This window comes from Clostridium aromativorans (assembly GCF_020908015.1).
In the GTDB taxonomy this organism is placed as follows: domain Bacteria; phylum Bacillota; class Clostridia; order Clostridiales; family Clostridiaceae; genus Clostridium_B; species Clostridium_B aromativorans.
The window spans coordinates 1-14,790 of record NZ_JAJJPB010000005.1 but is presented as its reverse complement, the minus strand read 5'-3'; the positions used below and the strand labels follow the sequence as shown (position 1 = coordinate 14,790).

12 protein-coding genes are annotated in these 14,790 nt (G+C 35.8%); 2 read left to right on the top strand and 10 right to left on the bottom strand.

From position 1 onward, the window contains the following. Nucleotides 1–189: 189 nt before the first annotated feature. Nucleotides 190–1,377, top strand: coding sequence for a helix-turn-helix domain-containing protein (locus tag LN736_RS06055; RefSeq protein WP_179978207.1), 1,188 nt, complete (start codon nt 190–192; stop codon nt 1,375–1,377). Between the two features lie 65 nt (nt 1,378–1,442). Here the strand turns inward: LN736_RS06055 and LN736_RS18940 are convergent, their stop codons facing one another. The 10 genes from LN736_RS18940 to LN736_RS06010 all read right to left on the bottom strand — a co-directional run bounded on the left by LN736_RS18940 (nt 1,443) and on the right by LN736_RS06010 (nt 13,315). Further along, entirely contained in the window at nt 1,443–1,577 is a 135-nt protein-coding gene (locus LN736_RS18940) for a hypothetical protein (protein ID WP_268253787.1), read from the bottom strand. Nucleotides 1,578–2,373: 796 nt separating this feature from the next. Continuing rightward, complete coding sequence (locus LN736_RS06050; RefSeq protein ID WP_179978208.1) at nt 2,374–3,714, bottom strand: MFS transporter; 1,341 nt, start codon at nt 3,712–3,714, stop codon at nt 2,374–2,376. A gap of 164 nt (nt 3,715–3,878) precedes the next feature. Continuing rightward, nucleotides 3,879–5,237: an acetyl-CoA hydrolase/transferase family protein gene (locus LN736_RS06045; RefSeq protein WP_229981202.1), complete on the bottom strand. Its 1,359-nt coding sequence runs from the start codon at nt 5,235–5,237 to the stop codon at nt 3,879–3,881. A 26-nt stretch (nt 5,238–5,263) separates the two neighbouring features. Then, nucleotides 5,264–6,439 carry a thiolase family protein gene (locus LN736_RS06040; protein ID WP_179978210.1) on the bottom strand — a complete coding sequence of 392 codons (1,176 nt, stop codon included), beginning with the start codon at nt 6,437–6,439 and terminating at the stop codon, nt 5,264–5,266. Between the two features lie 16 nt (nt 6,440–6,455). Beyond that, nucleotides 6,456–7,223, bottom strand: a complete 768-nt coding sequence (locus LN736_RS06035) for an enoyl-CoA hydratase/isomerase family protein (RefSeq protein WP_229981201.1) — start codon at nt 7,221–7,223, stop codon at nt 6,456–6,458. Nucleotides 7,224–7,264: 41 nt separating this feature from the next. Next, nucleotides 7,265–8,131 (bottom strand): 3-hydroxyacyl-CoA dehydrogenase family protein, encoded by an 867-nt coding sequence (locus tag LN736_RS06030; protein WP_229981200.1) that lies wholly within the window; start codon nt 8,129–8,131, stop codon nt 7,265–7,267. Nucleotides 8,132–8,207: 76 nt separating this feature from the next. Beyond that, nucleotides 8,208–8,975, bottom strand: a complete 768-nt coding sequence (locus LN736_RS06025; protein ID WP_150356462.1) for an acyl-CoA dehydratase activase — start codon at nt 8,973–8,975, stop codon at nt 8,208–8,210. 27 nt (nt 8,976–9,002) lie between these two features. Beyond that, nucleotides 9,003–10,133: a 2-hydroxyacyl-CoA dehydratase subunit D gene (locus tag LN736_RS06020; protein ID WP_229981199.1), complete on the bottom strand. Its 1,131-nt coding sequence runs from the start codon at nt 10,131–10,133 to the stop codon at nt 9,003–9,005. After that, on the bottom strand, nt 10,133–11,356 hold the full coding sequence (locus LN736_RS06015) for a 2-hydroxyacyl-CoA dehydratase subunit D (protein WP_229981198.1): 1,224 nt from the start codon (nt 11,354–11,356) through the stop codon (nt 10,133–10,135). The genes LN736_RS06020 and LN736_RS06015 overlap by 1 nt, the downstream gene beginning before the upstream one ends. Nucleotides 11,357–11,593: 237 nt before the next feature. Further along, entirely contained in the window at nt 11,594–13,315 is a 1,722-nt protein-coding gene (locus tag LN736_RS06010; RefSeq protein WP_229981197.1) for a sigma 54-interacting transcriptional regulator, read from the bottom strand. A 912-nt stretch (nt 13,316–14,227) separates the two neighbouring features. Here LN736_RS06010 and LN736_RS06005 point away from each other — a divergent pair. Continuing rightward, nucleotides 14,228–14,790, top strand: a 563-nt coding sequence (locus LN736_RS06005) for a 4-hydroxyphenylacetate 3-hydroxylase N-terminal domain-containing protein (RefSeq protein ID WP_326839066.1), incomplete at its 3' end; no start/stop codon positions are given.

Genomic DNA, 14,790 nt, shown 5'->3' with positions numbered 1-14,790 from the left:
TTTAAGTAATTAAAGAATAAGAGAAAAAAATCTTTTTGGCAATGTCTAACAAATTAAAAAAGCTGGAGGAAATTTGGCCTGAAAACCAAACCCAAGTAATACAAATACTATTATATTTTCATACTCAATTGTTATAATGTTAATAATAGGTATCACAATTTTATAGATTCAATAATGGGGGTAATGGGTATGGATGCAGATATGATGAAAATCAGAAGTGAATATCTGGAAATACTTACAAATGGGGCAGGTTTGGCTGATTTGTGTGAGGTAACTGCACAGCATTGCGGCACACCGGTTTGTATTACTTTAACAACACGCACAATCATTGCCAAGTCTGCAAACTACACAAAAGAACTGGTGGATGAATACATGAATCACTTGCTTCTGTGCACAGAAGCAGAAGTGAGGAAGCGTTGTACTGAAGTAGAAAAAAATCTATATATGCGCAAAACTTTGGTGAGCTGTTATCCTTTTATGCGATATAAACATATTAACTGCGGCTGCTTCCATCATACCTATATGCTTGGCGTGCTGGACTGCCCAATCACGAAGAAAATCGACACGAATGCAGCCATTGCCATTATAGAAATGGCTGCTCCTATCTTCATGACAGCACTGAAGCTTGGCGGATATCTGAACGATGAGACGACGATGGCCATGCAAACGTATTTACTGGGTATCTTGCATGGAAACCCGAACGAATGGTACCAGGAACACAATATCTATGAGCCTCCGTTGGAGAACATCGCGTCATGGAAGCTTGTATGGAGCCCTTCTATAGGTGAATTGTGGGCCAGACAACGCCGTAACGAACTGGGACTGTATTGTGCCTGTCATGAGCATATTTGGTTCGTAGAGTATGAAGGCGGCGCTGTGATTTTAATGAATGCGGAAAAACAGTACGACCTGAATATGCTGGCAGATAAATGCGGAAAAATCAGCCCAATCAGTGTCAGCGAATCGTTTTCTAAGCTCCGTGAGATGACAAAGCACCTCCATGCAGCACAGACAACATTACATCTGGCTGCTTTTGAAGAAAACAGTGAAAGAATTGTACTTGTTCAAAACTACAAATCAGTGATGGCTTATTTGTTTTTGAAACAACATCATCCGACCTCCTTGAAACTTGTTCATCCTGCTATTTTACAAATAAAAAAATATGACCAAGAGCATAGCAGTGAATATTATGAGACCCTGCGTGCCTATTTGCTTTACCATAGGAACTACAGTTTGATGGCAAAGCGCCTGCACATACACAAAAACACGGTTTCATACAGAATGCAGCGACTGATTGAATTGTTTGAGATTGACCTGACGGACTGCCGGACTATTACAGCGCTTTATTTGGGACTATTTGAAGACTATAAGCAATAAGAGCCTCTTTCGCTTGCAAAGCCTTTGCAATAGCTGACTTGAGGCTGTCCATGGAATAAAAAACCTCATTTGAGAGCCAGGCAGGCGATCACAGCAGCAATTTTCCTAATCATGCCTTTAACAGACAGCTTACGCTTTGACTTTCGAACCTGAGCCGGCATGATCTCAGTGGAATAATAATCCCCCAGTGTCTCATTCATAGGCCTTGTTGTACGCCCGACTGGAATCGAACCAGCAGCAACACCTTTGGTGTTCTATAGAAAGCTCTGCCTCCTCCTGGCGACAAAGCCATCGTCAATTATTTAAGGGAGCAGCTTATTGTCACCACCAGAGCGATAATCCAATACTAGTTAAAAGATATCGACATATTCAATGGGCATCTCTATTCGGGGACGATGCTCTTTCCCTGAACTCTTTCTGTTGCTGATTCATACAGTGTATCTAACCAGAAAAAAAGATAGCCATCATAAGGATGACTATCTTTTTTTCTGGTGCTTCCAACAGGAGTCGAATCTGTGACCTACTGGAACTTGAATATTAGAATAACTTATCCAAGCGCATAGCAGTGCTTATCTCTCACTTTAAAGGAACTGGGAGTATTAGCAATGGTAGCGATCAAATAAAGTTATAATACTTCTGCAATGTAATTTATTGAAAAAAGGTCAACTGTCCAAATGGATCAACTGCCTTTATCTATTCTGTTGAAAGTTATACGATTTCAAATACTGCGGTAGTTCTCAATTTCTTTTAATATACACATGCCTACAATTTCTTTATTTAGTTTAATCCTACAGAAATATCGAAAATTTTTCTTTTTATATTGTTGAAATTTAACTTCAATTAATCTAAAATTATAGTGTTCATACTAAAGCTCCTTTCTATATTTGCTTTCTCAATGTTAATTATATAAAGTCTTTAGTATGAATAACAGATTTCCTTACAAGGTAATTGCGGATTAACCTCTTTTATTTTTTGTCTAAAAAACATTTTACTTATTTAAGCCCCCTGCCTATCATTAACATTAGAACGTATAGATTTAACTTTCTCCTTAGGCAGTTTAATTGTCACAAAGAAACCTAATATACTAAATATCATAAGAAAAATGAATACGGAATTCACTCCATAGCGACCCATTAAAATCCCAACTACATTATTGGAAATAAATCCACCAAAGCTGGCAAAAGCGTTAATAATAGCAAGACCAACTGCTGCAGCTTCTTCAGCCAGGAATACTGTAGGCATAGCCCAGAAACATGGGTATCCACCATATAAACCAAGTATGGTAATAATAAGCGCTACAAACCTTAAGATAACATTACTGCTTGCTAAAATCATTATAAAACCACCAGTGGAAATCAATAGCATTATTGCTGTATGCCAGCGTCTTTCATTATGGATATCAGAATGGCGTCCCCATATATACATAGTAATAGCAGCGATTGTATACGGAATTGTAATAAAGACTCCTATAGAAGTCAAAGATAAGCTTTGCGCTAAACCCTTTACAATCTGCGGCAACCATAACATAAGAACGTTACCACCGAGAACGTAACAGAAATATACGAAAGTTAATTGCCAGATTATAGGATACTTAAAAGTATCTTTGATGCTCATCTGCTCAGATTTCATCTTATCTTTATTAGCATCTATTTCTCTTTGAAGTTCTGCTTTAAGCCAGGCTTTTTCATCTGATTGAAGCCATTTTGCTTTATCTATATCATCTACCAGATAAAATATCGTTACAACTCCAGCTACAATAGCAGGAATGGCTTCAATACAGAACATCCATCTCCACCCGGAAAGTCCCATCCACTGTACGTTCTGCATAACCCATGTAGAAATAGGGGATCCAATTACCGATGAAATAGGTATGGCAAGCATGAAAAACGAAATTGCTTTTGCACGCTCCTTTTCAGGGAACCAATAGGACAAATAATAAACTATTCCAGGGAAGAAACCAGCTTCAGCAATTCCAAGCAATATACGGATAGCAACTAAGTGAACGAAGTTGTCAGCGAACATGGTAATAAAACTAACGATACCCCAGGAAACCAATATACGGCAAATCCATTTTCTGGCTCCCACTTTGTGAAGCATGACATTGCTTGGTACTTCAAAGATAACGTATCCAATAAAGAACAGACTCGAAAGTAACCCAAAGGCTGCCGAACTAATTCCCAGCTCTTTATTCATCGTCAATGCTGCATAACTGAAATTAGAACGATCAATATAACATATGATGTAGAGTATAAGCATAAACGGAAGAATATGTTTTTTGATCCTACTTACAGTACGTTTTTCAAGGTCAGAATCCATAAGGATTCCAATTTTGTTCATAATTATACACTCCTTTTAATTTTTATTGATTTTTTTATATATTTACAAGAATTCTCCCAATAATTGTAGATTTCTTAATTGCCAACTCAAAAACAAACAAAAGGGAGAATTCCAGTGCAAATTAAAATTATAAAAAATCAGTATAGATGATTTTTTATTTTAAATTAATAAGAAATTTTGCTAGTGTTTGTCCAGATTCCCATTCTCTCGGCTTCTTTAATCAACTGTTCTCTATAATCGGGATGAGCAATGGAAATTAAAAGTTCACTTCTTTCCCAAGTTGACTTTCCCTTTAAATTAACAGCCCCATATTCAGTTACAACATAATGTGTGGCTGATCTAGGTACACTGACAATTGAACCTTCGGCCAATCTTGGCTTAATAAGTGATTCAATGCTTCCATCTTTCTTTTTTCTTGTTGACGGCGTGCAAAGAAAACTTTGACCTCCTTTTGATTTAAATGCGCCCATTACAAAGTCAAGCTGTCCTCCTGTTCCACCAATATGCTGCAAACCTGCTGATTCGGAATTAACTTGTCCAAATAAGTCTACCTGCAAGCAGCTATTGATTGAAACGACTTGATCATTAGCCGCAATTACTTCTAATGCATTGACGTAATCAACAGGAGCTGCACATAAAATAGGATTATCATCAATAAATTCATAGAGTTCCTTTGAACCCTGTGCAAAAGTATAGACCATCTTGCCTTTGTCAATATTTTTATTACTTGTAATTTTTCCTTCCTTATACAAGTTCAGATATGCATCAACAAACATTTCTGAATGTACACTTAAATTGTTTATATCTGACTTTGCAATCATTGCGCCTATATAATTTGGAAGCCCTCCTACACCAAGCTGCAGCGTACTTCCGCTTTTAATTTTTTCAACTATATATGATCCAATTTTTTTATCTACTTCACTCGGTGTTTTCGCTTTAATAATAGGCAAATCCGGATTTGTCCCTTCTACAACATAATCAATTTGTGAAAGATTTATCGTATTTTGATAACCATGGGCTATTGGCTGTTTTTCATTTACTTCTACGATAACAACTTTCGCTTTTTTAAGAATTCCCTGATAGTCAGCTACCTGAGGTCCAAAATTAAAATTACCATATTTGTCCATAGGTGCTACTTGAAACATTGCAACATTTATGTCACCTACATTTTCACTCCAATACTTTGGATTCTCTCTAAACTGCACAGGTACAAACCAACAATTACCCTTCTTATTAGCTTTTCTGTCTAAAGCACTGAATTGGGTACTTAAGTATTTAATATGTTTTGATTCTGGATCCGCAACCAAGATTTGAGGTGGATCGGGATAAGACCATATAGAGGTCATTACAAGTACGTCCTTAAGCTCCCCAACTCTTTTAGCTAAAGCACGGTCAAGATCAAAGACAAGCCCGTTGAAAAGTCCATAATGAACTCTGTCCCCTGATTTAATCACTTTTACAGCTTCATCTGCCGATACTAATTTCTTCTTATATTCTGTTGATAGTTCATTCATTTTGTACATAAATTCATCCCACCTTATTTATAATATTATATTTCTACTATTACTGCTGTTCCCATTCCCCCACCTGCACAAAGAGATGCAAGTCCATAGTGATTACCTCTTTTTCTCATCTCATAGATTAGTGTAATTACAAGCCTGCTTCCTGTGGCGCCTACTGGATGTCCAAGTGAAATTCCACCACCATTTACATTGAGAATTTCACGCTTAATCCCCAGCGTTCTTTCACAAGCCACGCACTGTGCTGCAAAAGCTTCATTAATTTCAAACAAATCGATATCTTCAATTTTTAGCCCTGCTTTTTTAAGTGCTTTCCGAGAAGAACTAATCGGGGCGATACCCATTATTTGTGGATCCACTCCAGTAGTTGCAACAGATACAATTCTTGCTAAAATAGGCAGCTCTAATTCTTTAGCTTTTTCTTCTTCGACCAAAAGTACTCCTGATGCTGCATCATTCATACCTGATGAATTTCCAGCAGTTACTGTACCGCCCTCTTTGAAAACTGGTTTTAATTTTGCCAGCCCTTCTAATGTCACATTTCTTCTTGGGTATTCATCTGTATCATAAGTGCTATCCCCTTTTTTCCCAGAGACAGTTATCGGAATGATCTCATCCTTGAACTTTCCAGCATCAATTGCAGCTATTGCTCTTTGTTGACTTAATAGTGCATATTCGTCTTGATCTTGCCTTGTCACGCCATATTTTTCTGCAACATTTTCTGCTGTAATGCCCATAGCAGGACCAATTCCTAGGTTTGTTAATGAGTCCCACATAGAATCCCTGAGCTCGCTATGTCCAAACTTTTTCCCATATCTTGCATCAAACATCATATGAGGTGCTGTGCTCATGCTATCTGCCCCTCCTGCCATAATACAGTCAGCTTCTCCGGCCTTAATCTGGTAATAACCTATTTGTATTGATGACATAGATGAAGTACAATTTCTATGAACAGTTATACCTGGAACAGTAACAGGAAGGCCAGCCTTAACTGCCGCTACTCTAGCTAGATTGTTTTCCTTATACGTTCTCTGGTAGTTACAACCCCAGATAACATCATCAATTAGTTTTGGATCAATTCCTGATCTCCTTATAAGCTGTTTCATAACAGGCATGGATAGATCCAGAGAAGTAATTGTTTTAAATTGCCCTCCTATTGTTCCAATTGGTGTTCTACATCCTGCTACAATTACTACATTTCTCAATTATTATTCCCCCTTCTTATTTACCTTGATAAATTGGTTGTCTTTTTTCAATAAAGGCTCTCATACCTTCTTTTTGATCTTCTGTATTAAATAAATCTGCCCAATTCTCATACTCTATTTTTATTGCATAATTCAGTTTTGGTTCTGATATCCCAGCATCTATGGTTTTTTTTGCAACCCTTAGTGCCACCGGTGGTTTTTTGCAGAGTTTTTCCGCCCATTCCATAACCACCTCCATAAGTTTCTCCTGTTCCACTATTTTATTTACCAATCCCATTTGCTCTGCCCTATCGGCACTTATCATCTCACCAAAGAATATTAATTCCTTTGCTCTAGATACGCCAAGCAGCCTTGGTGCTCTTATCGTACCCCCTGCACCTGGCATAATTCCCAAATTGATTTCTGGAAATCCAACTTTTGCATTTGTTGAAGCAATTCTAAAATCACATGCTAATGCAAGTTCTAAGCCACCTCCTAAAGCATATCCATCTATTGCCGCTATCGTAGGAATTTCTAAATTATATATCTTCTGAAATGTCTTAGAAAATGAAAAATCTTTAGCTTCTTCTACATTACAGTTAACCATTCCCTTAATATCCGCACCCGCTGCAAAATTATTATCACTCCCGATAATCAACACTTTAATTTCCGAATCCTTCTTAATCTTTTCAATGAGCTCATCTAATTCCTCTACTGTCGGCTTATTTAATGCATTAAGTGCCCTAGGCCTGTTTATCCTGACTACTCCTATCCTACCAATCATTTCAAATGATAAATTTTTCATAGCTGCCCTCCCATCTACTTATTTGTATAAATTAGCTTGTTCTACTTGTATTGATAAAAACCTTTTTTTGCCTTTCTTCCATATTCTCCTCTGGCATATCTTTCCACAATTGCCGGACTTGGTTTATCAGACGGGTTCCCTGTCATTTTATATTTCTCAGTCAGAACATTAAATTCAAGATCAATTCCTGTCATGTCAAGCAATTCAAAGGGACCCATGGGGTGTGACAATCCATACTTTACTGCTTTGTCAATATCTTCAAAGGAAGCAACGCCCTGATCATATATGTAGCAGGCCTCCTTGGTAATTGCACTGAAAATACGGTTTACGATAAAACCGTAAATTTCTTTATTTACAATGGCAGGAACCTTATTGATAGATTCTACAAATTTAACCATAGTTTCAACGGTTTCCCTACTGCAATGAGGACCTTTTACAACCTCAACCAGTTTCATTACGAGAGCCGGATTAAAAAAGTGCAAGTTCAGAACCTTATCAGGATGCGCCACTACATCACAGAGCTTGGAGCTTACTATATAAGAGCTGTTAGTAGCAAAAATAGTATGTTCAGGAGTCAGTTCATCAACCTGTTTAAGCACCGATCTCTTTACATCCAAAATTTCTGCCACCGCTTCGATAACCAGATCTGCATCCTTCACAGCTTCGGCAAGATCCGTTGTAAATTTTAAGTTACTCTTGCTCTCTGCCACTGCTTCCTCAGTCATTTTCCCCTTGGTTATCTTTTTAAAAAACCAGTCATTTGAAAAAGCTTCCGCTTTTTTCTTTTCATCAATTGTTTCATTTTTTATACCATAACAACTCACTTTATATCCTGAAATAGCCACACGCATTGCAATTTGGACTCCCATCGTACCTGCACCTACAACTGCAACTTTCTTAATATTCATCTTTTCCTCCATTTCTAACAGGCTTTTATCCCTGTAATATTTTTTTATATTTCGTGCTATCCATATTACTTACTTCTTAGTCTATTTCTAAAGCATAAATTGCTGCACCTAAAGCACCTATGATCTGAGGATCTTCAAGTCTTATAATTGGATGATCAATCTCATTTTCTACTGCTGTTACTGCACTATTATTTAATGCAACTCCACCCGTCATAACCACATCTTCCACAACCCCAACTCTATTACATAAGCCTGCAATTCGTTGTGCAATAGATTTATGCGCTCCTAGAGCGACATCCTCTATGCTTTTTCCTGATGCAAGTTGAGAAATAACCTCTGATTCCGCGAAAACCGTACAGGTGCTACTGATTGCTACTCCTGGCTTACCCTTTGCTGCTAAGCTTGCCAGTTCACTTATACGACAGCCTAATACCCTTGCTATTACTTCTAAAAATCTGCCTGTTCCAGCTGCGCACTTTTCATTCATAACAAAGTTCTCAACATTGCCATTCATCGAAACTCGAATCACTTTGGCATCCTGCCCTCCAATATCAATAATTGTACTTACAGTAGGGCATAAAAACTTTGATCCTTTTGCATGGCAGCTTATTTCTGTAATCTGCTTATCTGCACTTTTATACATCATTCTTCCATAACCTGTTACTACACACTTTTTGATGTCTTCTCTTTTGATACCTGCCTGCATCAACGCTTTTTCTGCAGATAGCTGAGGTCCCTTACTGCCTGTCCCCATATTGAAAATTCCTTCTCCACATATAACTCCATCAGCATTGATAACCACTGCTTCTGAAGATGATGAACCTATATCCACTCCTAAATACATACCAATACCCCTTCTCAAATTTGCATTCTATGCAAGCATTTCAGCAAAGCTCTGTATCCTGGTTCTCAATTGCTCTAGGGAATCCATTTGCTGTTCTATTTCTACATATAAAGTCGGTATTTTTGCTGCTTCTAGCTCTTTCTTTATAATAGGATAATCAAACTCCTCCGGGTCACAAAATTTTAGCTGGCATACTACAACAGCATCGGCTTTATATTTATTTCTCATATCTATCAGCATCTGTCCTCTGCTCTTTGCTTCGTCATGTAAGAATGCACATCCATCCTGAAGTGCAATTCTTTCTACCATTCTATTAAGCGCATCTCCTTTTTTAGGAGCAATTGTTCTAAACTGCCTGGATTCGTGCGCTAAATCATCTGCTACGATGAACATATCATTATCTGTAAATATTTCCAGTAATTCGGTCGGTTCACTAATCAAACCCGTTATAATTATTTTTTTCTTCCTGCTTTTTTCCTCCGGCAATTCCTTTATTGCTTTAATTAGCTCTTTCATTTTTGTTGTATAAATCTTCTTGTCCATAAAATACGATGCTTTTATGATTAAGTGTCTGCTCTCTGCATTAAGCATAGTTGGATAATGTTGAACAAGTTCTACAAATTCTTGCATTGTTTTTCTATAATCATCATAAATTTCAACGCTCTCCTCTAATGCTTTCTCTGTTATTTCCTCTCCCGTAACCTTTTCAAGCGCTTTCTTTACTCTTATAAACTCTTCCCGCATGAATTCTTTTCCCACTTTTATCTTTCTATTTTGGGGATAAACCATAGGAATAATGTTGAGTTGGGGTGATGAAATCTTCCAATTTTCTGCAATACACTTTAATGTGTCACAAAAAGTTGGGATAATAACTGCTGATAAGAAGTCATATTTACCCATTAATGCCTGTTCTGTATTTGCTTTCATAGTGGAACAGCAGAAGCTTTGCAAATAATGACTTGATAATTTTCCAATAGTCTGTCCGCCCCACATGCCAATTGGAAGCAAACCTGCTGCATAAACGATTTCATCTGGCGTATAGATAGGGAAGCATCCAATGGCTTTTTTTCCTGTCACTTTCATTTCTTTTAATGTAGAACGACTTGGATTTGCTCCAATGTCCTCCAATTCATTTATCATGTCAAGAGCACTGCTCATTATCTTGTCCCCCCATTCTTCTTTCTAGTTTCCATCATTTCAACCAATGCCTGAATTCTTGTTTCATACTGTGCAAGTGAAAACGCTCTTGGATCTGTCTGATCTCCATCAAACATTACGGAAGGGATTCCCGTGGCTGCTTCTACTCTTCTCTGCACTTCAAACTGTCTAAAATCCATAAGCTTACAGCTTCTATTTGAATGGTATATAATCCCATCAAGACTAAAATCCCTCACTAATTTTTTTATATTATCCACTCCAAAATCAATATTTCTATTAGCATAATTTGAACTGTATGCCCTCGCCATTGAATCAATATCACCTGCATCATATACAATATGCCAAGAATCTGGATAAGTGGAGGTCACCATATTAATTCCATACTTTTTTAAAACCTTGTAAGTAGCACTTAAATATGGCCAACATGCGATGCCATCCCACATCACCCTATATTTCTCCTCCTTATCCTTCCAAGGTCCAATTCCTTTTTCCATTTTTTCTTTTAGTTCATCATGCCACAGTTTAAATAATTTTAAGCCTTCTTTTGTTCCTCTCATGCATACGATGATTGCCATATAATTAAAAAGATCAAACCCATTTAATGGGGATGGCTTTGCCCTAGCCAACAGTGATGCTTTTTTCCACCATTGTGAGGTTTCTGAGGAAATTTTCATTACTTCAGAAAATCGATCATAGTCAAATTTTTCTCCAGTAATTTCCTCAAGCTTCTCAATTGCATGAAGTATTTGTCCTTTAATATATTTAACGTTTTGGTCATTAACTTCATATTGATGATTAAAGGGCAAATCAAATAAAATCATTGGAATTTTTAATTCCTTAGCAATATTTTCATACCATTTAATTACTGTATTGCAAATATTGTTGCAGCAGAAAATTAGATCTGGTAAAGGAATATTTGCTGCTTCACATTCCCGTATATCCATATATGCAAGGTTCACCCTAGCATAAGAACATATATCCGCTGAATACCCATTTCCCTCTGAATAGTTGATGAATTGCTGCGAATGTTTTCTTGCTCCAATTGCAGCCGCATGATTTTCCGGATAAACTACGTGAATTCCCATCGTTTCTAACAGCTCCTGAGGCGCAATAGAAGTAGACCAAGCGATTATTTTCCCATCTGCCTTTGCCTGAAAAGCATCTGCATAATGTTTATCTAGTAATTCTCCCAGCAATTGCTTTGATGTCTTTTGATTTTCCAAGATAATACCTCCTTTTAGTCTATATTAATTTACACCAAACCTTTGAGCAATTAACGTGCCAACTTTTTTTTCAATAAAATTTTATACACAAAAAAAGCCAAAGAATCTATGAGTTGGAGATTCTCCGTTATCTATATTTTTTAGATTTTTTTAAATTATATAATATATTTCAATTTTCTTATTAAACATTTTGATGCTGCAGTGCATCTCTTTCCTCTTAAAAAAACTAAATCTGCATCACAAATTATATTTTTTCATTTTTCTTACAATAGTAGACTGATTTACTTTTAAAACCTTCGCCATCTTTCTACTAGATCCATATTTTCTTTTCGCTTCAATAAGAATTTTCTTCTCAGCCCGCTCTAATGATTCTTTAAGTGATGGGGGATTATTCTTTTTTGCTTTAGCTTCTATGGCTTCACACGAGATCCAAGGTAAATCGTTGAGCTGTAGATATTCATTGTCACTTATTACAACCATACTTTCAATCGTATTTTTCAGCTGTCGAATATTGCCTGGCCAAGAATATGCCTCGAGTTCTTTCATTACCTCATAGGTAATTTTTTTATTTTGCCCATACTGCCGATTAAATTTACGTATAAACTTTAAAGCTAGCGGCGCGATATCGCTAGTTCTTTCCCTAAGAGGTGGAATCTCTATACTTATTACATTTAATCTAAAAAACAGATCTTCTCGAAAGGTGCCTTCCTTAACCTTTTCTAGTAGGTTCTTATTTGTCGCCGCAATTACCCTAATGTCTATTGATAAAGGATGCGATGAGCCCACCCTTCTTACCGTTCGTGTTTCCAGAACTCTAAGCAATTTTACCTGAAGTTTTAAACTCATCTCACCTATTTCATCTAAAAAAAGAGTCCCTCCATCAGCTGCTTCAAAGAGTCCTGCCTTACCTCCCTTTGCTGCACCTGTAAATGCTCCATTCACATATCCAAATAATTCTGATTCTAAAAGATTCTCAGGAATCGCTCCACAGTTAACTGCAATAAATGGCTTATCTTTTTTCAATGCATTTTTTCTATGTACATAATTTGCCACTATTTCTTTTCCAACCCCAGATTCTCCGGATATAAGTACCGTAATATTAAAATTACTTATTTTTTTTGCTAAAGAAAATATTTCTCTCATCTTCTCATCATTTACCACAATGTCACTATTTTCATTAGCATTATGTTCATCATCGTCAGGATCTTGCTGAAAATAAATTTTTTCCATTTCTCGTGCCTTTGAGAGTTGATCACGAAGTTTATAAATTTCAGAAATATCCCTACAATTAATAACCACTTTCTTAATATCATTTTTCTCATCAAAAACTGGAGTTCCAGTTACCATAATATTCTTTCCACGCTTTGTTGTATGATATAATGAAATAGGTTTTTTCTGCTCTATTACCAAAAGTGCAACCGAATTTTTCATCCAAATAGGATTAATAAGTTCCCTCATATTATGCCCTATCAGCTCTTCTTTTTTAATATCCGTAATTCTTACATAGGATTGATTTACAAGCAAAACGTTAGCTTCACCATCTGTAACAAGGATTCCGTCAAAAGAACCCTCAATTATCTCTTGCAGCTCATTTATTACGTACTCTGTCTTTTCCAGATCTGTAATAAGTGCTAAGGCTTCATAATAATCATACATAATAAATACCCGATTCCCTTGAGTATAGCCCCTTTCATCACGATTTTCGAAATTACGGATGCATAAACTCTTTCCATTAATTAAAATTCGATTTATTTTATTCTCGTTCAAGACGTCATCACTTGGTTGCATTTGCGGAAACACATCAAAAAAACATTTGCCTAAAGCTTTATCTTTTTTAATGCCAGTTAATTGTTCAGCTGCAGGATTAAAGTATTTTATAATAAAATGATTATCTGTAAATACTATACCGTCTGGTGATTGTTTAATTTTTATTTTATTGTTCACCTTTTTAGAACTCATTGTCTTAATCCTCCTTAGTCAGGTTTTTTTATTTTAACTCACTATGAAATTTAATTATATTACTTTACATAAAACAGTTATATAACCCTATGCGCTATGATTCAGGTTACAGGTTTTATCACTAATAAAAAAATCGTTTTCAAATTATTTTATATTTTCTAACCTCCAATCATTCAACACTAATTTGGATACTTTTAGGAAAATACGGTGAAAATCAACCTTATCCTAACAAAGAGTTGAAATATTTGTTATTATTTATTCTTCGCCTTTAAATATAACTCTTTTTTGTACAAGTTATCAAAAGTTATCAATAAGTTCATAAATCTTTTTTGAAAAAATAGACACTTCAGATTTATGAATTTTATCAATATCGCATGATTATTATTTTGTAATCAATTATAATATTCTGTATAAAATTATCCATAATACCATTAAAATTTTGGATTCTTTTCTAAACGTGAGATGCTGTCCTATTTCTAGGATCAAATATGAAAAAACTGTTGTGATGCAGAAAGCCATCAAATATATTGAACAATATTCATCATATGAGTAAAAGAAAATGCAAATCTTCGAGAAGTATAGTAAAAAAACTAGAGATATATAAGTCTATAGCTGCTGAAAAATTTAAAAAATATAACATATAATTAAAATGATGCAATTTAGCACACAATACGAGTAAATAATAGCACAATTACATCTAATATTTGTGAAAGCTGCACAAAATAATAATAAAAGCCTAAATAAAGCCCTCTTTAATTATTTTTGAAACAATTAGAGATGTAAAAAACTTGTTCTTATGATAACTATCAAATTTATAAAAATAGTTTCTAACTTGACACTTTACTTGTTGGCACAAGTCTTGCTGTCATATTGTTATATAAACAATTTTAAGCTATGAAAGGAATGAATTCAATGACTTTAATGACGGGAAAACAATATTTAGAAAGTATCAGCAAATTAAACCTAAACATATACATGTTAGGAAAAAAGGTGGACAATCCTGTTAATAATTCAATTTTAAAACCGTCTCTTAATTCTGTAAAAATGACTTATGATTTAGCTCAAATTCCTGAATATGAAAATCTGATGACAGCGACTTCAAACTTAACGGGAGAAAAGATCAATAGATTTACCCACTTGCACCAGAGCACGGAGGATTTAGTTAAAAAAGTAAAAATGCAGAGATTATTAGGACAAAAAACAGCTTCGTGTTTTCAGAGGTGTGTGGGAATGGATGCCATAAATGCCGTTTACAGTACAGCTTATGAAGTAGATAAGGAATATAATACTAATTATCTTGACAATATTACTGGCTTTATAAAATATGTGCAGAAAAACGATCTGACTGTTGACGGAGCCATGACAGATCCAAAAGGTGATAGAAGCTTGTCACCGAGTAAACAGGCAGATCCGGATTTGTTTCTAAGGGTAGTTGAAAGAAGACCTGATGGAATTGTAGTGAGGGGGGCGAAAGC

Coding starts and splice junctions, on each gene's coding strand:
- LN736_RS06020 (WP_229981199.1), bottom strand. CDS start 10,133: ATGAGCAGTGCTCTTGACATGATAAATGAATTGGAGGACATTGGAGCA.
- LN736_RS06025 (WP_150356462.1), bottom strand. CDS start 8,975: ATGTATTTAGGAGTGGATATAGGTTCATCATCTTCAGAAGCAGTGGTT.
- LN736_RS06055 (WP_179978207.1), top strand. CDS start 190: ATGGATGCAGATATGATGAAAATCAGAAGTGAATATCTGGAAATACTT.
- LN736_RS18940 (WP_268253787.1), bottom strand. CDS start 1,577: ATGAATGAGACACTGGGGGATTATTATTCCACTGAGATCATGCCGGCT.
- LN736_RS06030 (WP_229981200.1), bottom strand. CDS start 8,131: ATGAATATTAAGAAAGTTGCAGTTGTAGGTGCAGGTACGATGGGAGTC.
- LN736_RS06035 (WP_229981201.1), bottom strand. CDS start 7,223: ATGAAAAATTTATCATTTGAAATGATTGGTAGGATAGGAGTAGTCAGG.
- LN736_RS06010 (WP_229981197.1), bottom strand. CDS start 13,315: ATGAGTTCTAAAAAGGTGAACAATAAAATAAAAATTAAACAATCACCA.
- LN736_RS06050 (WP_179978208.1), bottom strand. CDS start 3,714: ATGAACAAAATTGGAATCCTTATGGATTCTGACCTTGAAAAACGTACT.
- LN736_RS06045 (WP_229981202.1), bottom strand. CDS start 5,237: ATGTACAAAATGAATGAACTATCAACAGAATATAAGAAGAAATTAGTA.